The organism is uncultured Campylobacter sp. (genome assembly GCF_905372745.1).
In the GTDB taxonomy this organism is placed as follows: Bacteria; Campylobacterota; Campylobacteria; order Campylobacterales; family Campylobacteraceae; genus Campylobacter_A.
The window spans coordinates 43,356-65,229 of the sequence record NZ_CAJPQR010000007.1 but is presented as its reverse complement, the minus strand read 5'-3'; the positions used below and the strand labels follow the sequence as shown (position 1 = coordinate 65,229).

At 46.0% G+C, this 21,874-nt stretch carries 21 protein-coding genes; 13 read left to right on the top strand and 8 right to left on the bottom strand.

Features of this window, described 5'->3' with window-relative positions; genetic code table 11:
• From leuS to yajC, 5 genes are read right to left on the bottom strand one after another with little or no spacing between them, the layout of a single operon-like run.
• Positions 1-2,472: a leucine--tRNA ligase gene (leuS, locus tag QZ157_RS03425; protein WP_295141832.1), complete on the bottom strand. Its 2,472-nt coding sequence runs from the start codon at positions 2,470-2,472 to the stop codon at positions 1-3.
• 8 nt (positions 2,473-2,480) lie between these two features.
• Positions 2,481-2,819, bottom strand: coding sequence for a DUF6394 family protein (locus QZ157_RS03420; protein WP_295141830.1), 339 nt, complete (start codon positions 2,817-2,819; stop codon positions 2,481-2,483).
• A gap of 9 nt (positions 2,820-2,828) precedes the next feature.
• Entirely contained in the window at positions 2,829-3,800 is a 972-nt protein-coding gene (gene secF / locus QZ157_RS03415; protein WP_295141828.1) for a protein translocase subunit SecF, read from the bottom strand.
• Positions 3,801-5,381, bottom strand: coding sequence for a protein translocase subunit SecD (secD, locus tag QZ157_RS03410; RefSeq protein WP_295141825.1), 1,581 nt, complete (start codon positions 5,379-5,381; stop codon positions 3,801-3,803).
• Positions 5,374-5,664 (bottom strand): preprotein translocase subunit YajC, encoded by a 291-nt coding sequence (yajC, locus tag QZ157_RS03405; protein ID WP_002946610.1) that lies wholly within the window; start codon positions 5,662-5,664, stop codon positions 5,374-5,376. The genes secD and yajC overlap by 8 nt, the downstream gene beginning before the upstream one ends.
• On the opposite strand from yajC, the gene QZ157_RS03400 reads away from it, so the two are divergent.
• On the top strand, positions 5,637-6,938 hold the full coding sequence (locus QZ157_RS03400; RefSeq protein ID WP_295141822.1) for an apolipoprotein N-acyltransferase: 1,302 nt from the start codon (positions 5,637-5,639) through the stop codon (positions 6,936-6,938). The two genes, yajC and QZ157_RS03400, sit on opposite strands and share 28 nt — an antisense overlap.
• Positions 6,939-6,949: 11 nt before the next feature.
• Here the strand turns inward: QZ157_RS03400 and QZ157_RS03395 are convergent, their stop codons facing one another.
• The gene (locus tag QZ157_RS03395; protein ID WP_295141819.1) at positions 6,950-7,549 is read right to left on the bottom strand and encodes a hypothetical protein; all 600 of its coding nucleotides are present in this window, start codon (positions 7,547-7,549) and stop codon (positions 6,950-6,952) included.
• Positions 7,550-7,682: 133 nt separating this feature from the next.
• Positions 7,683-8,885, bottom strand: coding sequence for a methionine adenosyltransferase (gene metK / locus QZ157_RS03390; RefSeq protein WP_295141816.1), 1,203 nt, complete (start codon positions 8,883-8,885; stop codon positions 7,683-7,685).
• 144 nt (positions 8,886-9,029) lie between these two features.
• Here metK and sstT point away from each other — a divergent pair, with 144 nt between their 5' ends.
• From sstT to QZ157_RS03365, 5 genes are all read left to right on the top strand, one after another.
• Entirely contained in the window at positions 9,030-10,334 is a 1,305-nt protein-coding gene (gene sstT / locus QZ157_RS03385; protein WP_295141813.1) for a serine/threonine transporter SstT, read from the top strand.
• A gap of 16 nt (positions 10,335-10,350) precedes the next feature.
• The gene (locus QZ157_RS03380; RefSeq protein ID WP_295141812.1) at positions 10,351-12,072 is read left to right on the top strand and encodes a M3 family oligoendopeptidase; all 1,722 of its coding nucleotides are present in this window, start codon (positions 10,351-10,353) and stop codon (positions 12,070-12,072) included.
• Positions 12,057-12,221 carry a hypothetical protein gene (locus tag QZ157_RS03375; protein ID WP_295141809.1) on the top strand — a complete coding sequence of 55 codons (165 nt, stop codon included), beginning with the start codon at positions 12,057-12,059 and terminating at the stop codon, positions 12,219-12,221. Before QZ157_RS03380 ends, QZ157_RS03375 begins: the two co-directional genes overlap by 16 nt.
• A complete protein-coding gene (locus QZ157_RS03370) occupies positions 12,203-12,640 on the top strand; it encodes a hypothetical protein (protein WP_295141807.1) in 438 nt (145 codons plus the stop codon). Before QZ157_RS03375 ends, QZ157_RS03370 begins: the two co-directional genes overlap by 19 nt.
• 369 nt (positions 12,641-13,009) lie before the next feature.
• Entirely contained in the window at positions 13,010-15,970 is a 2,961-nt protein-coding gene (locus QZ157_RS03365; RefSeq protein WP_295141805.1) for a TonB-dependent hemoglobin/transferrin/lactoferrin family receptor, read from the top strand.
• A gap of 168 nt (positions 15,971-16,138) precedes the next feature.
• Here the strand turns inward: QZ157_RS03365 and QZ157_RS03360 are convergent, their stop codons facing one another.
• A complete protein-coding gene (locus QZ157_RS03360; RefSeq protein WP_295141802.1) occupies positions 16,139-17,011 on the bottom strand; it encodes a LysR family transcriptional regulator in 873 nt (290 codons plus the stop codon).
• A 165-nt stretch (positions 17,012-17,176) separates the two neighbouring features.
• On the opposite strand from QZ157_RS03360, the gene QZ157_RS03355 reads away from it, so the two are divergent.
• The 7 genes from QZ157_RS03355 to QZ157_RS03325 are packed head-to-tail and all read left to right on the top strand — an operon-like array spanning position 17,177 to position 21,874.
• Positions 17,177-19,261, top strand: coding sequence for a UvrD-helicase domain-containing protein (locus QZ157_RS03355; RefSeq protein ID WP_295141799.1), 2,085 nt, complete (start codon positions 17,177-17,179; stop codon positions 19,259-19,261).
• Between the two features lie 2 nt (positions 19,262-19,263).
• Positions 19,264-19,401: a hypothetical protein gene (locus QZ157_RS03350; protein ID WP_295141796.1), complete on the top strand. Its 138-nt coding sequence runs from the start codon at positions 19,264-19,266 to the stop codon at positions 19,399-19,401.
• Complete coding sequence (gene truB / locus QZ157_RS03345; protein ID WP_295141793.1) at positions 19,398-20,219, top strand: tRNA pseudouridine(55) synthase TruB; 822 nt, start codon at positions 19,398-19,400, stop codon at positions 20,217-20,219. Before QZ157_RS03350 ends, truB begins: the two co-directional genes overlap by 4 nt.
• The gene (csrA, locus tag QZ157_RS03340) at positions 20,213-20,443 is read left to right on the top strand and encodes a carbon storage regulator CsrA (protein WP_002946591.1); all 231 of its coding nucleotides are present in this window, start codon (positions 20,213-20,215) and stop codon (positions 20,441-20,443) included. The genes truB and csrA overlap by 7 nt, the downstream gene beginning before the upstream one ends.
• Positions 20,443-21,186, top strand: coding sequence for a 4-(cytidine 5'-diphospho)-2-C-methyl-D-erythritol kinase (locus tag QZ157_RS03335; protein ID WP_295141789.1), 744 nt, complete (start codon positions 20,443-20,445; stop codon positions 21,184-21,186). Before csrA ends, QZ157_RS03335 begins: the two co-directional genes overlap by 1 nt.
• 10 nt (positions 21,187-21,196) lie before the next feature.
• Positions 21,197-21,652, top strand: a complete 456-nt coding sequence (gene smpB / locus QZ157_RS03330; protein ID WP_295141786.1) for an SsrA-binding protein SmpB — start codon at positions 21,197-21,199, stop codon at positions 21,650-21,652.
• Positions 21,653-21,661: 9 nt separating this feature from the next.
• A complete protein-coding gene (locus tag QZ157_RS03325) occupies positions 21,662-21,874 on the top strand; it encodes a 4-oxalocrotonate tautomerase family protein (protein WP_004320381.1) in 213 nt (70 codons plus the stop codon).

Here is a 21,874-nt window from a genome sequence, read left to right as displayed (position 1 = left end):
TTAGCCTTTTATTACGAAATTTACTAGCTTGCCGGCTACGTAAATTTGTTTGATTATTTCTTTTCCCTCGAGCCATTTTTCTGCGCTTTGTTTAGCTAAAGCTATGATCTCATCGTCGCTAGCGCTACTTGGCGCCTCAAATTCGCCTCGCCTTTTGCCGTTAACCGTGATAGCTAAATTTAAGCTATCTTGTTCAAAAACCTCGTTTAAGATTTCTATTTTCATAAAATTTGCCCTGCCAAATAGTCTCTCGCTAAGCTCGTTTGCTATATGCGGGACGATAGGCTCGAGCAAATTTAAAACGATAAAAAAGGCTTCCGTCGTTACGTCCTCATTATCCTGCGCGTTTACGGCGTTTAGGGCTTCCATGCAGGCCGCGATTAGGGTATTAAAGGCAAAATTTTCTTCGTAAACGTCGTTTGATTTTTTAAACGCCTCATAAACCTTCATTCGCGCGTATTTTTCTTCTTTGCTTAAATGTGCGTGCGCTATCTGCGGAATTTGCGTACATTTTTTTACACCCGCGCTTCGTTCGTATAAGCGGTTTAAAAACCTAAATGCGCCCTCGACCGCGCTATCGTTCCACTCAAGTTCTTTTTGCGGAGGCGCGGCAAAGAGGATAAAAAGCCTCGCCGTATCGGCGCCGTATTTGTTAATGATGTCGTCCGGATCGACTACGTTACCCTTACTTTTACTCATTTTTTTGCCGTCTTTTAGCACCATGCCTTGAGTAAGCAGTCGCTCAAACGGCTCGTCGTCTCTTAGGTAGCCCAGGTCTCGCAAGGCCTTTTGAAAAAACCTCGCGTAAAGCAGGTGTAAGATCGCATGCTCGATACCTCCGATATACTGATCCACGTTCATCCAATAATTCACGCTTTTAGCATCAAACGCACGCTCCTGCCACGTTTTTTCGTCGCTGGCGTATCTAGCGAAATACCAGCTACTCTCAAAAAACGTATCCATCGTATCGGTCTCGCGGATAGCCTCGCCGCCGCATTTTGGACACTTTACGTGTTTCCAGCTCTCGTGCTTATCGAGTGGATTTCCCTCGCCCGTTATCTGCACGTCGTCAGGCAGCGTCACCGGCAAATTTTCGATCTTTTCAGGCACGACGCCGCAGTGCTTGCAGTGCACCATCGGTATCGGAGCGCCCCAGTAGCGCTGTCTAGAGATACCCCAGTCGCGGATTTTAAAATTTACGACGCGTTTGCCGATCTTGTCCGCTTCAAATTTTTCTATTATTTTTAGTTTTGCCTCTTCGCTGCCAAGACCGTTTATGAGCGGCGAATTTATAGATATTCCGTACTCCGTTAGAGCCTTGCCGCCTTCAAATTCGCCCTGCATAGGCTTAACCACCGGCTTTATCGGCAGGTCAAATTTACTCGCAAACTCATAGTCGCGCTCATCGTGAGCCGGCACCGCCATAACCGCGCCGCTACCGTAGTCTGCCAGGACAAAATTGGCTACCCAAACCGGCACTTTTTCTCCGGTTAGCGGATGCAAGACGTTTATGCCCAGATACAGTCCGTCTTTTTCGCTAGCTTGGCGTTCGCGCGGGCTTTGGTTTAAAATTTTTCTGATTTTTTCCGCTTTTTGCGGCTCTAATTTGCCTGCGTTAAGCAGTCTTTTTACGATCCTGTGCTCAGGCGCTAAAGCTGCATAACTAACGCCGTAAATCGTATCAGGGCGCGTGGTAAATACCTCAAAACCGTCTATTAGCTCGCCGCCCTCTAAAATTTGCTTCGACTCTTCGTCTAGCTCAAATTTAAACTCAAGTCCAAAGCTCTTACCGATCCAGTTTTCCTGCATCGTAAGCACTTGAGAAGGCCATTTGCCCTCTAGCTTTTTTAAATCATCTAGCAACTCCTGCGCGTAGCTAGTTATCTTTAGGTAGTAGCCCGGCAGTTCGCGCTGAACAACGGCATTTCCGCATCTCCAGCAGCATCCGTCCTCGACCTGCTCGTTTGCAAGCACCGTCTGGTCGTATTCACACCAATTTACTACCGCGCTTTTTCGGTAGACCAGCCCCTTTTCGTACATTTTAATGAAAAATTCTTGTTCAAATTTAGTATAAAGCGGATCAGACGTCGCGAATTCGCGCTTTTTAGAAAAGCTAAGCCCCAAAGCATCAAGCTCGCCGCGCATGTAGTCTATATTTTCGTAAGTCCAAATTTTAGGATGAATTTTGTGCTTTATCGCCGCATTTTCCGCAGGCATACCAAAGCTATCGAAGCCGATAGGATGCAAAACGTTATAGCCCTTTTTGCGGTAGTAGCGAGCTAGGGCATCTCCAATAGAGTAGTTTCGCACGTGCCCCATGTGGATGCGTCCGCTAGGGTATGGAAACATGCTTAGGATATATTTTTTAGGCAGGCTATAGTCGTCTTTGGGCTCAAATTCGCCGTTTTTACTCCAAATTTCTTGCCATTTTTTTTCTATTTTTGCCGGCTCGTATTTTAAATTTTCACTCATTTTTACTCCTAAAATTCTTCTTGCGTTTTGCTTGACTCGACCAAAACCAAGGCGAGCGAAAAAACATTTGCGATCGTCGCTCCGATAGCTAGCGAATAAGCGATATTAGCACTGCCGTTTACCTGAAGTATCCCAAATGCAGGAATAAGGTGCAAATCAGCCACTAAAGAACTAGCGAAAAGCTCGGCGGCAAAGATATTTTTAACGCCGATTTTTAGCAACGTCGAAATTAAATTTACGCTCGCGGCTATAAAAAGCGCAATCTCGTTTTTGTCGTACAAAAATCCTGCCGTCGTCGTTAGGCTCATGAGAGCGAAAAAAATATAAACAACCTTACCCCAATTCATCGCCCCTCCTTATATAGCGCCTTTTTCAAACATCTCTCGCTGCTTTTGCTTCTCTCTTTGAGCGCGCGCCTTTTCAGCCTCCGTCGCGCGGTATTTCTCTACGCTAAATTTAAACCACAAAAGCATAGGCGCCGCAACGAATATCGAGCTAAGCGTACCTATGACGATGCCCACTATCAGCGCCAAAGAAAACCCATGTATCATATCTCCGCCGAACAAAAATAGCACGACTACCGTGATGAGCGTGGTGCCTGATGTGAGTATCGTTCTAGTTAGCGTCGCGGAGACCGATTCGTTTATTATCGTATCAAGATGCGTACTCTTGCTGCTTTTGATATTTTCTCTGATACGGTCAAAGACGATGATCGTATCGTTTAGCGAGTAGCCCACGACCGTAAGGATCGCCGCAAGAGTGTCTAAATTTACGTCGATAGCAAAAAGGCTGATAGCTCCCATCGTGATCACGACGTCGTGAATCTCCGAAGCAACCGCCGCCATCGCAAATCTCCACTCGAATCTAAACGCGATGTAGATCAAGATCCCCACGAGCGAGATAGCAAGCGCCATCACGCCCTTTTCGCGTAGCTCGTCGCCGACTTTTGGACCCACTACGTCGGTGCGGCGGATCTCAAATTTGCCCGTATCTTTTAAAAGCCCCGCTACGCTAGCTCCGACGTCGCTGCCTAAATTTGAGTTTGTCCCAGAAAATCTAATCGTAACTTCTTCTGCCGAGCCAAATTCCGTAACGCTCGCATTTTTATAGGCTTCGTCTTTTGCTAAAGCCTCGCGAATTTTATCTAGCGAGACCGCGCTATCGTATTTCACCTGGATGAGCGTACCGCCTGAAAAATCAATGCCGTAGTTAAAGCCTTTCGTCGCCATCAAAAAAAGCGAACCGAAAAATAGCACGGCGGAGACGGCTAGCGCGATGTAGCGCTTGCTCATAAAATCATAAACATGTGCCTTTGAGAAAAATTGCATTTATACCCTTTTATAACCGAACCAAAACCGCGTGTTACCGCTTTTTTCTATTTTATTTATAATTGTATCAAACATCCCGTGAGTACCCAAAATCGCCGTTATCATCGAGGCTACGATACCGATAGCCATCGTCACGGCAAAGCCCTTAACCGGCCCGGTGCCGTAGGCATAAAGCACGACTGAGGTGATAAGCGTGGTCAAATTTGCGTCTACGATCGCGCTCATCGCGTTTTCGTAGCCTTTTTTCACGCTCGTTGCGATACTGGCTCCGTCGCGCAGCAGCTCCCTGATACGCTCATTTATGATGACGTTTGCATCCACGGCCATACCGATGGTTAGCACTATGCCGGCCATTCCAGGCAGCGTTAAAGCAGCGCCGAACATCGCCATCACGGCGACTAATATCAAAATATTCGCAACAAGAGCGATATTTGCCAAAATGCCGCTAAATCCGTAATAAACTATCATAAACAGTACCACCAAAACCGAAGCCGAGGCTAGCGCGATCATAGATTGTCTTATACTATCGGCGCCAAGGCTTGGTCCTACGCTTCGTTTTTCTAGCATTTTTACCGGAGCCAAAAGAGCGCCGCTTCTAAGCGCGATAGCTACGTCGTGAGCCTCCTCGACGCTAAAATTGCCGCTTATCTGACCGCTTCCCCCGCCGATTCTCTCGTTTATCGAAGGAGCGGAGTAAACCTTGCCGTCAAGCACGATAGCTAGGCGCTTTCCGACGTTTGCGCCGGTAAAATCGCCAAATATCCTAGCCCCTTCGGCATTTAGAGTAAAGCTAATAACGGGCAAGCTGTTTCGCTGATCAAAGGCTACTCTGGCGTCCGTTAACATAGCTCCGTCAAGGACGGGGATATTTTTTACGACGTATTTTATCTGCGCATTTTTGACGTCAGGATAGATGACGTCGCCGTAGCTCTCTGCCTCGGCCTCGCTCATCGAGTTTGCCTGCAACTGGCGCTTTTCATCGACGGCCATTAGCTGGAGGTGCGCGGCTTTTGCGATGAGATCGCGAGCGCGCTGTTCGTCAGCCGCCGTTTTGATGCCAGGAAGCTCGACTAGGATATTATCCTTGCCCTGTCTTGCTACCGTAGGCTCTGCTAGACCGAACTGATCGAGTCGGTTTCTGATCGTTTCTACGGCTTGATTTATCGCGTATTCGATAGTTTCGGCCTTCTCGGCGTCGGTTAAACCGATAGAGTATTTTAGACCGTCTTTTTGTACGTTAAGACCTTTGATATCCTTTAGCATACCGTCGATTTTAGCGGCTTCATCCGCATCAAGCAGCTCAAAGTCCACCTTATCTTCGCGGATCTTAAAGCTATCGATCAAAACGTCCTCTTTTTTCGCAAAATAGTTCACGCTAGCGGCTATAGATTTGATCTTTGAGTGCACGGCCTCCTCGGTCTCGACGCCAAGGAGCATATGAAGTCCGCCCTGCAAATCAAGTCCTAGACTGATTTTAGAGCCGCCTAGCTTGTCCGTAAACGACGGCGCGGAAAATATAATGCCCAAAATCAAAGCCAAAGCAAAGATAATCAGCCTATACGTTATTTTGCCGTTACGCATTTGCTTTCGTCTCTGTTTTTTCTATTTTTCTCGCGATAAATTCGCGTGAAACGCGCACGATTACGTCGTCGTTAAGCTTAACTCTGATAAAATCATCTTCCGGTTTTATCACCTCGCAGATTAGTCCGCCGCTAGTTATGATCTTGTCGCCTTTTTCGAGTGCGGCTATCATCGCGGCATGAGCTTTTTGCTGTTTTTGCTGCGGTCTGATAACCAAAAAATAAAATATCGCGAAAAGCACGACTAGAGGCAGTAATGAAGCTACAAAATTTCCTTCTTGCATGGGGTTCCTTGATAAAAAAAATTTTAAGCCCTTATTTTAGCACTAAAATTATAATAAAAGCCTTTGTCGGCGCGATTTTAATCTCAAATTTTATACTAGCCGATGTTTTAGGCGGCGAAATTTTAAATTTTATTTCGCCGTTTTTTACGATCGCGGGCTTTTATTTGCTGCTCAAATTTGACCGCCGCGGCTTTTTTTGGACGGGATTTTTTATCGGGATTTCGTGGTTTTACTGGATCAGCTTTAGCCTCGTTTATTACGAGCTTAGCTACCTCATCCCGCTTGAGATTTTAGCTATAGGAGTTATCTACGGCGCGCTGTTTTTGATAGCGGGCATCCCGGCTCAAATTTGGCTAAAGGCTTTGCTGCTTATTTTAGTTTCAAATATCCATCCTTTCGGCTTTAATTGGCTAAATTTAGAAGCCGTTTTCGTGCCGGGCATATTTGCGCCAAATTTACTTGCGCTTGCGTTTATTTTTGCCGCGATTTTGTGCCTGTTTTACGTCAAAAACCGCATCAAATTTATCGCTTTTGCCGCGCTTTTAGCCTGCGCGGTGCAGTATGATACGCCAAATTTTAAAACTCTGCCTTTTGAAGTAAAACTGGCAAACACCGAAGTGCCGCAGGAGCTAAAGTGGGCCAAACAGCTAAAAAACGAGTTTATAAATCAAAATTTAGCCATCATTGATGAGGCGATAAACGCCGGATTTAGAGCGATTATTTTGCCCGAGAGCGCCTTTCCCGTTTATATGACGCACGAGCGAAATTTGACCTCCGAACTACTCGAAAAATCGCAAAAGATCGCTATCGTCGCCGGCGCACTAGCTCGCCAAAACGGCACAAACTACAACTCGGCGTTTTTCTTTGACCGCGGCAAGATGCGGCGGATGGATAAATTTATCCTCGTGCCTTTTGGCGAGGAGATCCCGCTACCGGAGTTTGCGCGAGATTTGATAAATAAAATATTTTTCGGCGGAGCAAAGGATTTTGAGACGGCAAGCGCTCCTGGCGACTACGAGATAGAGAGCGTAAAAATCAGAAACGCGATCTGCTACGAAGCGACTAGGGACGAGCTATTTGAGGGGGAATTTGACGTCATGATCGCAGTGACGAATAACGGCTGGTTCGTGCCCAGCACGGAGCCAAATTTACAGCGCATTTTACTCAGGTACTACGCGACGAAATACGGCAAAGTAATCTATCACAGCGTAAACGGCTCGCCGTCTGAGATAATCACGCCAAAACAAGGCTTATTCGATAAATTTTTTAGATAAATTTGCTAAATTTAGGCGTTTTTGCGTTTGCAAAATAGCAACCGAATTTGCAATGCCGCGTAAAATATACAAGCCGCTACAATAATCAAAAATATAAAATCAATCGTCATCTGCCAAAATAGCTCGCCGGGAGACCTCAGCACCCATTCGTATTCAGGCGAATTTCTTGGCTTACGATATCCGATATGATAACCCGTAAAATCCCTATTTATCAAAAAACCAGCCCACAAAATGCCGCAAAATGAAAGAAAAAATCCCACTACCGGATTTTCTTTTCTTGCTTGTTTCATCACGCGAGCTCTATGTTTTTTACTGCCGCACAGCAAGCAAGCCGCGACGAAACCGACAAGCGTGACGACCTTTACAATTCCCATATAAGCGATATAAAACGCGGCCTTTTGTGTAAAATCGGTATGAGAAAAGGCTCTCTCTACGGCCGGGTAAATTTTAAGCGTGAGCTCAACGAAATCTCTTGCCAAAGAGGAGCGAGCCAGAACGTCAAAAGGCAATACAAAAATGCCTAGCGCGCAAAGAAAATAAAAAACGCAAAGCCCGAGCAAAACGAGTCCAAGCGTCTTGTTTTTGCCGTTTTGGTTTGTCGCCGTTTGCATTTTAACTCTCTTTAAATTTTGCCGAGTGGTTTTTGAAGTAAAATTTAAGACGTAAAGCGGGGCGAAATTTCATACGAAGCCTTAAATTTGAGGGTAAATTTAAGCCCGCGTTAAATTTGGCGGGCTTAGGAAATTATTTAATCAAAGCCTTAAAAGTATCGACCGCATCAAGCTTTTCCCACGGATATTTGGCGTTTCCGACTTGACCTTTGGCTGCTACTTTAGCGTATAAAAACGTATCTTTGCCGGGTTTATCAAGGCCGAATTTATTCGTGATCCAACGCGGAGTGAGAGCGAAATTTTCGCTAACGAAATTTGACAGCATATCGTCGTTTACGCCGGCGATCTGCGTGCCCATCGTATCGACGCTCACAGAGGTAGGCTTTGCCATACCGATAGCGTAGCTTAGCTGGACGATGCATTTTTTAGCAAGGCCGGCCGCGACGATATTTTTAGCTATCCAGCGCGCCGCGTAAAGACCGCTGCGATCAACCTTCGTGTAGTCTTTGCTGCTTTGCGCGCCGCCGCCTATCGGGCTATATCCGCCAAAACTATCCACGATGAGCTTGCGACCCGTTAGTCCGCTATCGTGAAGCGAGCTGTGATTTACGTAGCGGCCGGTCGGGTTGATATAGATGAGCGTTTTACTTTTATCGTAAAGACCCTTTGGCAAGCCTGCATCATCGATGAGAGTTTGCACTAGGGCGCGTAGCTCCTCGATCTTCATCGTCTCGACGCAAGGAGCCGAAACTACGATAGTATGGATACTTTGAGGCTTGCAGTTTTCAAAGTTATCCTTCGTGCCGTAGTCTACGGTGACCTGGGTTTTGATATCGACGCCCAGTTTATCGGGATTAGCTTTGGCAAATTTATAAACCTTATCGCAAAGCATTCTGGCGTAGGTTATGGCTGCTGGCATATATTCGTTCGCTTCGCAGCTAGCAAAGCCAAACATTATGCCCTGATCCCCTGCGCCTATCTCGCCGCCTTCTTGGTCGACGCCTTGATTTATATCGGCACTTTGCTGATTTACGCAGACTTTTATCTCGATGTCGTCTGGATGCAGGCACTGCTCTTTAGTAAATTTAGACTTGCCGTCGTAGCCGATTTTTGCTAATGCGTTTTTAACGATCGCCTCGTAGTCTTTGAAGCTTAACTTGACCTTAGAGTTTATCTCTCCGCCTATTATAATGTTTTTACCCGCGACGAAAACCTCGCTAGCGACGCGGCCGTTTGGGTCTTGCATCAAGATCGTATCGACGATGCTATCTGCGATGATGTCGGCGCATTTATCCGGATGCCCCGGACTTACCACCTCTGAAGTAAATAGATACATAGCGTTTCCTTTTATGAAATTTAATCTCGCAATTGTAACATTTCATAATAAAATTGAAATTAATCTCGCTCAAAGCTTGTAAATTCGGTGTAAATTCGGCTATAATCCTAAACTAAAATTAAACTTTAAAGCAAGGACACTAGAATGTTTGGCAAACTGGCAAAACGATACACCGACGGAAATTTGATCGTTCAAATTCTAATCGGCATCCTACTGGGAGCGGCGATAGGCTTTTGGACGCATAGTCAATCGGCGGATTTTAACAAGCTCATAGCAGACGGCGTAACCGATACGGCGCAGCTAGCCGCGGCCAAAAAAGGGCTAACGGACGCGGCAAATTCGGTGGCAAATTCTATCGCCGTTTTGGGCGATCTCTTCGTCGGAGCGCTTAAAGCCATCGCGCCTATCCTGGTTTTCGTACTAGTGGCGGCCTCTATCATAGTAAAAGAATTCGGCCACGCTAAAGGTATGCAAAAAGTAGTCGGACTATATCTAGTAGGTACGTTTTTAGCCGCCGTGGTCGCCGTGGTCGCTAGTTTTCTTTTTCCTACGGAGCTTATGCTAAAAGGCGTGCAAAGCGCCGATATGAGCGCTCCGCAAGGCATCGTAGAGGTGCTAAAAGACCTCATCTTTAAAATGGTTCAAAACCCTATCACCGCGCTATCAAGCGGCAACTACATCGGCATCATTACCTGGGCTGTGGGCGGCGGTATAGCGATGAGATTTTGCACCGCCGAGACTAAAAAAGTATTCCAAGACGTTAGCGACGGCGTGACTAAAATCGTTAGATTTATCATCCGTCTCGCGCCGTTTGGTATCTTTGGTCTAGTTACCATTAGTATCCATAGTACAGGCTTTGACGCGCTTGCTGGCTATCTAAAACTAATCCTCGTTCTAGTAGGCTCCATGGCTTTCGTTTCTTTCGTCGTTTATCCTGCGATAGTGTTTGTCCTAACCAAGAAAAATCCTTATCCGCTTGTTATGACTTGCGTGAGAGAGAGCGCGGTTACGGCGTTTTTCACCCGTAGCTCGGCGGCAAACATCCCCGTAAATATGGCGCTTTGCAAAAAGCTAGGACTAAAAGAGGAGCTCTACTCGATCTCGATCCCGCTGGGAGCTACTATAAATATGGGCGGTGCAGCCGTAACTATCGGCGTTTTGGCACTTGCGGCGGTAAACTCGATCCCCTCTATCACCGTTGATTTTGGCGACGCGTTACTGCTTTGCTTTATCTCGGCTCTTGGCGCGTGCGGGGCTTCCGGAGTCGCTGGCGGTTCGCTACTGCTAGTGCCGCTTGCTTGCGCGCTATTTGGCATCGGTAACGACATTGCCATGCAAGTTGTCGGCGTAGGATTTATCATCGGCGTGATCCAAGACTCGGTAGAAACAGCCGTAAATAGCGCCTCTGACGTACTTTTCACAGCCGTAGCGTCTGAAACGTCAGAGTAAATTTAAGGTCGCGAAAATGAACGTTTGGGACTTGACCCCGCTTTTTAAAAACGAAAAAGAGCTGGAGACTTCGGCTCTTTCGCTACAAAACGAGTGCGAAAAATTTGAAGCAAAATATTCGGATAAATTTTTAAATTTAAGCGACGGGGAATTTTTAAACGCGCTTAGCGAGTATGAAAATTTACTAGAAAACATCGCTCGCGTGCAAATTTATGTGAGCCTGGTCTTTTCAAAAGACACCTCAAAGGGCGCGTTTTACGCCAAATTTGACGAGCTTAGCTCAAAAGCGCAAAATCATCTGCTCTTTTTCGAGCTTAAATTTAACGAATTTGACGAAGCCAGGCAAAACAAAATCATCGCTAAAAGCGCGAGACTTGGCTACTATCTAGATAGTATCGCAAAAGAAAAAGCTCACCAGCTAAGCCTAAAAGAGGAGCAAATTTTACTCCGTACGGCAAACACGGGCGCGGAAGGCTTCTCGCGGCTTTTTGACGAGACGCTAAGCGCGCTTAAGTTTAAATTTAAAGGCAAAATGTTAGGCGAAGAGGAGATTTTGTCAAAACTTCACAGTCCCGACCGAGCCGAACGAAAAGCGGCCGCAAAGAGCCTCTCGGGCGGTCTAGCGCCGCAGCAGCATCTGCTTAGCTACATCTATAATATGATAAAAACCAGCCTAAAAACTAGCTGCGAGCTGCGAAAATTTGATCTACCAGAAAGTCCGCGACATTTTTCAAACCAAACGACCAAAGCCAGCGTGGACGCGCTGATCAAGGCCGCCGAGACGAGCTTTGATCTACCGATCAAATTTTACGAGAAAAAGCGCAAAATTTTAGGCTTTAAAAAGCTCTACGACTACGATAGATACGCGCCGCTGGGCGAGAGTAAGAGCCTTTATAAATTTGAAGAGTGCAAAAAAATCGTACTTGAGACTTTTTCTAAATTTAGCCCGAAATTCGGCGAGATAGCCGCTCGCGCATTTAAAGAGGGCTGGATCGACGTCTATCCGGCCGAAAATAAACGAGGCGGTGCCTTTTCACAGTCAGGCGTAGCAAAAGCCCACCCATACGTGCTTTTAAACCACACCGACGAGAGGCGGGATCTTTTCACACTAGCGCACGAGCTAGGTCACGCCGCGCATCAAAATCTAGCCTATGAAAACGTCGGATTTCTAAACGCCGACACGCCACTAACTACGGCAGAAACAGCATCGGTCTTTTGCGAGATGCTGGTTTTTGATCACGTCAAAAGCACGCTAAAAGGCAGAGAAAAAACCGCCCTACTCGCCGGCAAGATCGAGGATATCTTCGCCACGCTCTACCGCCAGATAAATTTCACGACCTTTGAGCGCCGAGTTCACGCGCACGAGGGCGAGATAAGTGCTGATGAGCTAAATAAAATTTGGCTCGAAGAAAGCGCAAAGATGTTCGGACGAAGCGTCACGATAAACGACTACTACAAAATTTGGTGGAGCTACATCCCGCACTTCATCCACACGCCGTTTTACTGCTATGCCTACTCGTACGCGCAGCTTTTGGTTTTGGCGATTTTTGGGCTTTATAAAAGCGGCAAATGCGAAAATTTCGTGCAAATTTACACCGAGTTTTTAAGCGCAGGCGGTTCGTGCTCGCCAAAAGAGCTGGTCGGGATGTTCGGTTTTGATATCGAGGACGCGGCATTTTGGCAAATCGGTATAAACGAGGTTAGAAAGCTAGTGGAGGAGTTTTGCAAAGAAGCGTAGCGGGAGCAAATTTAACTAAATTTGAGAGCCCGGACGGCTGCGAATTTGACGCTAAATTTTGCGTTAATTTAAGGTCAAATTCGGCGCCGCAACAGACGGCAAAATTTAAAAAGGCACAAAAGGAGGAAAAATGCTTGATGAGATTTTAGACGACGAGAAATTTTCGGCGATGATGAAGGAACACGTTTTTGAGTGCATAGAGTATCTGCTAAAAAACGACCGCTCCTTTTCTGCGATGGCTAACCTTGATCTAGTCAAATTTGACCCCGAGCTGCCAGAGTGTATTAGCAGCACTTTTACGGCTCCCGTTATCGTCTTTACGCTTGCGGGCTATACTTTTAGCAGCGCCAAACTCACGCCGGAGGAGCTGAGCTTCGAGGCCGGCTTCGGTAAGGAAAATTTCGCCAGCGTCGTTAGCTTTCCGCTTGGAGCTATCGTTCAAATTTTAGTAGAAAATAGCCCGATTTTAGTAAATTTTTCCGTATATAAAACTCAAAAAAGCCAGCTCGAAAAATCAATGTCGGCGCTAATGTCAAACCCGAACAATAAAGATTTATTTAAAAAGTGAGCAAAATTTTATCCGCCGTTTTGCTCGCGCTATTTTTTATAGGTTTACTTTTATACGCTTTTCCTTCATTCAAGTCAGGCGATATTAGTTTTGCCCAAATAGGCGGTTTTATAGCGCTCACTGTGCTTTGCGTATGCATTTTGACGGACGCGGATTTTGTCTTAAATTTACTAAATTTACTTGAGCAAAACGCTATCTTAATTGCAGCGATTTTGCTAGTAACGATCTTCTTATTTCTTAATATCAAAAATTAACTTGTAATTTTTAAACTAAATTCCATTTTTTTAATCAAACTATAAACGAATATTTATTATCATTTCGCATTTTATAGCAAATGAATATCAAAATTATCGTTAATAAGGATAGAAAATGAACCGTCTTAAATTCTCTCTTGCCGCTTTGCTTCTTTTGTCGAATTTAAACGCAAAAGAAGCCGAAGTCGAGCTAAAAGAAGTAACGGTTAGCGGCGAAGCGGAGGCGCAAAGCGATCCGCTGCAAAAAAAGGTCGGCCAAAACGTAAAAAGCTACAAAGAACTAACCAAAACACAGGTCTCTGACAATAAAGACCTAGTGCGATACGAAACGGGCGTAACGACGGTGGAGGCCGGGCGTTTTGGCCAAAGCGGCTACGCGATAAGAGGCGTGGAAGAAAACCGCGTGGCTATCACCGTAGACGGCCTACATCAAGCCCAAACGCTAAGCTCGCAAGGCTTTAAGGAGCTATTTGAAGGATACGGAAACTTTAACAACACCCGCAACGGCGTAGAGTTTGAAACGCTAAAACAAGCCACTATTTCAAAAGGCGCAGATTCCGTTCGTACGGGCTCTGGCTCTCTTGGCGGCTCCGTGATGTTTGAAACAAAAGACGCAAGGGATCTTTTGCTAGATAAGGACTATTTTTACGGCTACAAGGGCGGCTACAACACAGCCGATAATCAAACCATGCACTCGCATACCTTAGCCGGTAGGTTTAAGTGGTTTGACATCATGGCCGTACAAACCAAGCGCAGACATCACGAAACGGAAAACTACGGCTACAAAGACTATGACGATAACGTACTAGGTAGAACCAGAGAAAAAGCCGACCCGTACTATATCAAAAAAACGAGCAGCCTCATCAAGCTAGGCTTCCAGCCTCACGAGGAGCATAGATTTACCTTTATGTCAGATACCTACAAAAACCGATCTCAAGGCAAAGACCTATCATACACGCTTACGCTTTCTAGCAACAGGGACGAGATCATAGATACCGGTCTAAGATACAACGACGATATGATGGATAGGAAAAATCGCGCTTTTGCCTATGAAAATTTTAGCGAAACTCCGTTGTGGGATACGATGAAATTTACATACTCCAACCAAAAAATCAAATCCCGTGCCAGAACCGAGGAACACTGCCAAGCAGGAGAAAACTGCGCTGAAATTTCAAATCCTATCGGACTTCAGGTTAAAAACAACAAGGTTGTCGATAAGTACGGCGGCGAAGTAACTTTGCAACGAACACAGGAGGTCGATCCCCAGTACGGCGGACTAACGTGGGTAAACAGACTCGTAGATAGCCAAGGAGCCGTCCATGATCAGAATAAATTTAGCATCAATCAAAACGTAAGCAACACTTGGCTAGACTGCTCGGTATTTGACTGCTCTCAGCCAAATATCGACGTGCTAAAATACGACTACGCCACCGACCAGTACGTCAAATCAACCGTTCCACTAGATAAAAGCTATACCGACGCAAGCACGGGCAAGACCTTTAAGCAAAGCTCAGAAAGCGGATATCTCATCACTCCATACGGCAAGGGCTACTTAAGCCGCGACTGGAAAGAGCGCGATCTGGATACGAACACCAAGCAGTTTAACCTAGACTTTAGCAAATACGCCAAAACGGGCGACGTAGAGCACGATATCGCATACGGACTAAGCTTTGCTAAAACCGAAAAATCCATGACGAACAAGCAAGGCTACGACGCTACGAGCAGCCGGTGGTGGGCGCCTAAGACGCTAGGCACGGATTTTTCGGGTACGCCCTATACGTGCGAAAATGCGCCGCTAACGCTACTTTACGCGCTTTGCCCTAGAACCGAGCCGCTAACGTCTTTTTTAATCCCGGTTAAAACAAAAGAAGGCGCTTTGTATCTAAACGACGATATGCGCGTAAACGACTGGCTGGGGATAAATTTAGGCTACCGCTACGACAAGATAAAATATAAACCAAACTACGTCCCGGGCTCTACGCCTAAAATCCCGGACGATATGGTGTTAGGTCTTTTCGTACCGTATAATCCTAGCCCGGAGCCAAAATGGTGGGACTATGCAGATAGAAGCGAGTGGAAAATAGCCCACGACGCATGGAAACAAGAAGCGCCTAATAACGCGCTGGCAAATATAAAATACATCGCTAGGGATAAAAAATTTACTAATAGCTCTTATGCTATAGGAGCCGATATCGATCCGCTGGATTACTTTAGGATACAGCTAAAATACTCCAAAGGCTTTAGAGCGCCCACTTCGGACGAGCTATATTTGGCGTTTAAGCATCCTGATTTTACCGTCCAGCCAAATCCGGATCTAAAACCTGAAATAGCTAAGACAAAAGAGCTTGCATTGACGCTGCACGAGGGAAAAAGCTTTATAACTACTAGCTTTTTTGAGACCAAATACGATAACTTTATAGATCTAATCTCGCTTGGTACCAAAAGCTATGCCACGGGCGGCGGCGGCAACACTATACCTTTTGCGCTATACGGTAACGTAAACCGCAGCAAGGCTACCGTGCGCGGTCTTGAGATAAACTCTATGCTTCATTTTGGTCAAATTTCAGACGCGCTAGAGGGCTTTCACGCTAGCTACAAACTAACGCTGCAAAAAGGCAGAGTACAAACGGATAACGACGGTAAAGTTCCGATGAACGCCATCCAGCCGACTACTGCGATCTACGCTCTAGGCTACGCAAGCGCTGCGGATAAATTCGGCGCCGACATCTACGTCACTAGCGTCGCATCCAAAAAAGAAAAAGACACCTATAATATGTTCTGGCGCCTAGATACCGACCCGTACGGCAATCCATACAATACAAACAGCCATTCAAAATGGCGAAGTAACGCCTACACGCTAGTAGACGTCGTAACCTACGTGCGCCCGATTAAAAATTTGACGTTTAGGCTAGGCGTTTATAACCTAACTAACGAAAAATACATCACTTGGGACGCCGCGCGCTCTATCAGGCCTTTTGGCACTATGAATATGATCGATAGAACCACGGGGCTAGGCATCAACCGCTTCTACTCAGCCGGTAGAAATTTCAGGCTAAACTGGGAATTTACGTTTTAAGCCGCATTCTTATTCGGACGGGCTTTTACCCGTCTGCTTGCTTTTATTCTTACTTATTTTTTAGCGACTCGGTTTAAAATTTGAGATTAAGCCAAGACTAGCTCTTTGCGTAAATTTGCGCTAGAGCATTTTAAATTTATGCGGCGTAGAGGCTAAATCAAAAGAGGTTTAAAAATTAAAGCTCGTCTTGATCTTTAGAAATTTTTGCAGCGTTTCCTCATTTTCTTTTAGTGCGGCGGCATAGACCGAGCGAGTCAGCTTAAATTTAGCGATATTTATCTCAAAAAGCTTTGCTTCTCTTAGTTTATCCTCGATCAAAAATCTCGGCAAAAACGCCACGTAAGTATCGGCGTCGTTTGATATCATCGCGCGGCAAACCATTATCGAGCCGTCTAGCGAATACGCCACGTCAAGCGCATTCGCGTCTATACCGTACTTTTGCAAAATATCGTCAAGGTAGTTTCTGGTTCTGTCTTTGATAAATTTAAATTTAACCAGCTCCTCGGGCTTCACGCTTTCGGCGATTTTTTTATTGGAAACCAAAATCAGCTCGTAGTCAAATAGCTTTTTAACGAGCAAGCTGCTATCAAGCGACTGCTCTAGGATGATAGCGATGTCGCTGCGGCGGTCTTTTAGATAGTTTATGAGTTCGCTTTGCTCTTTTATCCTGATATCCAGCTCGCTGCCTACGCTTTGAGAGATTTTATCCAGCAGCATCGATATGACCGCCTCGGCGATAAGCTGCGTGGTGGCGATTACTAGCGGCGCTTTGTCCGTTTTTATGCGCGCTAGCTCGTCTTTAAAACGAAACATCGCGCTTTCAAACTGAGTACAGAGTTTGTAAAATTTCTCGCCCTCGCGAGTTAGGACGATGCCGTTTTTCTTGCGCATTATTAGCGTGGTTTGTAGCGCCTCTTCAAGCTTTTTCATCTGCAGAGTAACTGCAGGCTGCGAGATACCAAGCGCTCTTGAAGCCTTTGAAAAACTACGCTCCTTAACTATCTCCATAAAGGTATAAAATTTACTAAAGTCATTGATCACATCAGACTCCTTATTATTATATCAGCTTATAAAATCATCTTTTTAATATTGTATTGATTTATATCTGAAAACGCTCTTAATCTGACCCGAATTTATAACAACGGCGATTTTTAAGCTTATTTTGTTAGAATTTAATAATCTTAAAACGAAAAAGCAGGAAATTTAATGTCCGATCTACTAGACGACCTAAACGAAAGCCAGCGCGAGGCCGCCTCGCATACGGACGGAGCGATGCTGATTTTAGCCGGAGCCGGCAGCGGTAAAACCAAAACCATCACTACTCGCCTAGCCTATCTCATAAGCGAACTAGGCATCCCGCCGTCAAACACCCTAACGCTAACCTTCACCAACAAAGCCGCAAGCGAAATGCGAGCCCGCGCGCTAAATATGCTAGGCGCCGCCGGTAAAAATTTCACACCGCTACTTTGCACTTTTCACAAATTCGGGCTTTTGTTTTTGAAATTTTACATCGACCGCTTAAAGCGCAAAAACAACTTCGTCATCATCGACACGGACGATAAAAAGCGCATCTTAAAAGGCTTTGAAGGCGACATCGCGACCTCGGTTTTAGCTAACGAAATCTCAAATTTTAAAAACTCGCTTTTAAGCGTAGAAGAGGTGCTAAATCACGGCGGCATGTTTGCAAACGGACAAAATTTCAAAGACGGCTACCACGCAAAGCTAGCAAACATCTACAAGCTTTACGAGGAGTATTTGGCGGCGAACAACCTCGTGGATTTTGACGACCTGCTCTGCCTTAGCTATAAAATTTTAGACGAGGACGAAGCTCTAGCGCGAGAAATTTCACAACGCTACGCCTACGTGATGGTAGACGAGTATCAAGACACCAACGACTTACAGTACAAGCTCCTGCGCAAACTCTGCTGCACGCACGAAAATATCGCTGTCGTGGGCGATGATGATCAGAGTATCTACGGCTGGCGCGGCGCAAAAATCGAAAATATATTAAATTTTAAAGACCAGTTTAAAGACGTCAAGGTTATAAGGCTAGAGCAAAACTACCGCTCGACGAGTCAAATTTTACGCGCGGCAAACGAGCTCATCGACCATAACAGAAACCGCCTCGGCAAGGAGCTAAAAAGCACCAAAGAGGGCGGCGAAGACGTCGCGCTAATGGAATCAGACGACGAAACGATGGAGAGTCTAAAGGTAGCCAAACGCATCAAAAAGCTGCTTGATAGCGGCGCGCAGGCTAGCGATATCGCGATATTGTACCGCATAAACGCCCTCTCTCGCTCGCTCGAAGAGGGCCTAACCAAAGAAAAAATCCCGTACAAAATGGTCGGCGGAGTTAAATTCTACGAGCGCGCCGAGGTCAAGGACGTCATCAGCTACCTAAGACTGGTCGCAAACGAGAACGACGACTTCTCGCTAAAGCGCGTCATCAACCGCCCAAAACGCGGCCTTGGCAAAGTAAGCCTCGCAAAGATCGAAAAAATCGCCTTCGAGCATAAATTTTCGCTATTTGAAGCGATATCTAGCCTAGACGAAAACGACAAAGATCTAAGCAAAAAGATCGTCTCAAGCCTTGGCGAATTTGCGGCAAATTTAAGAGAGCTAAAAGAGTGCGACTCGCCCTATGAGCTAGTGGATAAACTAGAAGCCAAATTCGGCATCAAAAAATACTACGAGAGCTTGCCAGACGGCTCCGAGCGCGTGGCGAACATCGACGAGTTTTACGCTACGATCAAGGATCAAATCAAGCAAAATCCAAGCTTTTCTATAGAGGAGTTTTTAAACGAGATCGCGCTACAAAGCGAGCAAGACAACATCGGCGGCGAGGCAATCTCGATCATGAGTATCCACGCCAGCAAAGGGCTTGAGTTCGAGCATCTTTTCGTGATCGGGCTTGAGGAAGGGTTCTTCCCACTACTGGGCGACGGCAGCGACATCGAGGAGGAGCGACGCCTAGCCTACGTCGCCATCACCCGCGCCAAAAAAACCTTAACGCTAAGCTTTGTAAATTCGCGCTTTTATAAAGGCCAGCGAACGAGACTGGAAAAGAGCAGATTTTTAAGCGAAGCAGGCGTTTGCAGCGGTAGCCTCATCATCCAGACGCAAACGCAAACCGCCGGCGAATACAAAAAAGGCGACCTCGTCAAGCATAAAATTTTCGGTATCGGGCGCGTGACGGCGGTAACGAAGATCAAAAAAGAGCTAAAGCTAACGATAAATTTCGGCGGAATCAGCCGCGAGATAATGTCTAGCTTCGTCGAAAAAGCGGTATGAAAATGAGTAAATTTGAGACTCTACCGAGCAAATGCGACGTCAAATTTGATCAAATTTATGCAGCCGAATTTGACGCTTGCGGATCAAATTTAAAAAATGCTGTAAATTTAACGCAGGCTTCAAAGGTCAAATTTAAATGAACGCGCTTTTTGTCGCAAATAAGCCGGCAGGCATAAGCTCGAATCATTTTTTAAGCAGGCTAAAGCGCAAATACGGCGTCAAAAAAGCTGGCTTTTCGGGCACGCTAGACCCCTTTGCCGGCGGCTGCCTAATCGTAGCTCTAGGCAATCACACGCGGCTTTTTAACTACATAGATAAAACGCCCAAAATCTACAAAGCGACGATGTGGCTGGGTGCGACGAGCGCTAGCCTAGATAACGAAAACATCGAGGATATCGCGCTTTGCCAGCCGTTAAATTTAGCGGACGTAAAAGCGGCGCTAGCCGAGCTAAAGGGCGAGATCGCCTACGTACCGCCCAAATTTAGCGCCAAGCACGTGGACGGCAAGCGCGCATATGAGCTAGCAAGAGCGGGCGAGGAGTTTGAGCTAAAAAGCCAAACGATGAGCGTTTTTGACGTAAATTTGAGGGCATATATGCATCCGTTTTTGAGCTTTCGCATTAGCGTTAGCGAGGGCTCGTACGTGCGCTCGTACGCTCAAATTTTAGCCCAAAAGCTTGGCGCGAGAGCCACTCTAAGCGCGCTAAAACGCGTTAGCGAGGGTAAATTCGTTTATGAAAACGAGCGATTTTTAAATCCGCTTGATTATATTTCGCTACCGCGAAACGAATATCTTGGCGACCCCGCAGACGTAATGCTGGGCAAAAAGCTGAGCGTAGAAAAGCTAAAATTTGGCGCCGAAGGGCTATATTTAATAAACTTTGATGATTTTTTTAGTATCATTGAAATCAAAGACGAAACCGTAACATATAAACTAAATAAGGTCGAAAAATGCTAATACTCGCAAGAAAAGAAGACGAAAGCATAATGCTGGGAAACGATATCAAAATCACGGTCGTAGGCATCTCAAAAGGCGGCGTAAAAATCGGCATCGACGCGCCTAAAAATATGATGATCCTGCGCTCTGAGCTAGTAGAAGACGTAGCGGCGGAAAACAAACAGGCCCTAAACGGCGCGGGCGAAGCGAGCCTAAAAGAGCTGAGCGATAAAATCGTAAAATAATGAAAAGCTACTCGAAAATCAACTCCTTTTTAAAGATCGTCGGCACTCGCGGCAACTACCACGAGATCGTCTCTCGCTTCGTTTTGCGGCGCGAGATTTACGACGAAATTTTCTTTGAAAAATCAAGCGGCTTTGCGCTTGAGTGCGATAACGAAAATATCGAAAATAATATCGTTTTAAAGGCTAAATTTGAACTTGAAAAAGCGGGCTTTAAAAACGAGCTAAATGAGTTTTTCGCCTCGCATAAAATCGTGATAAAAAAGCAAATCCCGCTAGGCGCGGGCCTTGGCGGAGGCAGCTCAAACGCGGCTACGTTTTTAAAGATGGCGAACGAGGAGTTAAATTTAAAACTAACGCGCGAAAATTTGATGAAAATAGGCGCAAATATCGGAGCGGACGTGGCATTTTTCGCTAGCGGATTTGACGCGGCAAACGTTAGCGGTATCGGCGAGATAATAAGCGAATTTAACGACGAGGTGCCGGAGATTGAAATTTTAACGCCTGACGTATTTTGCTCGACGCCCGCGGTTTACGGCGAATTTAGGGCAAATTTTATGGATAGCATCGACGTAAATTTGGCGGCAAAAATGCGCGAGATGACGACGGTGCAGCTGCTGGAGCAATACGAAAATCGCAAACTAAACGATCTTTTTGCGCCGTGTTTTAAAATTTATCCGCAGATGGATAAATTTAAGGATTTTTTCCTAAGCGGCAGCGGCGCGAGCGTGTTTTTCTTAAAATAAAAGGTAAAAAATGGGTAAGGATTTAGCTAAAAATAAAAAGGCGCTGTTTGACTTTAGCATCATCGAGACCTTTGAGGCGGGCATCGTGCTAAAGGGCAGCGAGGTAAAGGCTCTGCGGGCGGGCCGAGCAAATCTAAAAGATAGCTTCGCGCGCGTGATAAAGGGCGAGCTGTTTTTGCTCAACGCGCACATCAGCCACCTAAACACGACGCACTCGGCGTTTCGCCCGGACGAAAGGGCTCCGAGAAAGCTACTGATGCACCGCAAGCAGATAGATAAAATTTTCGGTCAAGTCACGCAAGAGGGCCTCACGCTAGTGGTTTTAGCGCTCCATCTAAACGATAAAAACATCGTAAAGGCGCGCCTCGCGCTGGCAAAAGGTAAAAATTTGCACGATAAGCGCGAGACGATAAAACGCAAAGAAGCCGACAAAGAAGCGCGTGCGGCCATGAAAAAATACGCTTAAGGAAAACCGATGCCCTACGTAAATATAAAAATCACAAAAGAAAAAGAGGTCGTAAGCGCCGAGCAAAAGCGCGCGCTCATAGCAGGCGTGACAAAGCTGCTAGGCGATACGTTAAAGCGCGACGCGAGCAGAACCGTCGTCGTGATAGAGGAAGTTAGCACCGACGACTACGGATTTGGCGGCGAAAGCATAACCGAACTAAGATCAAAACAAGGAAAATAA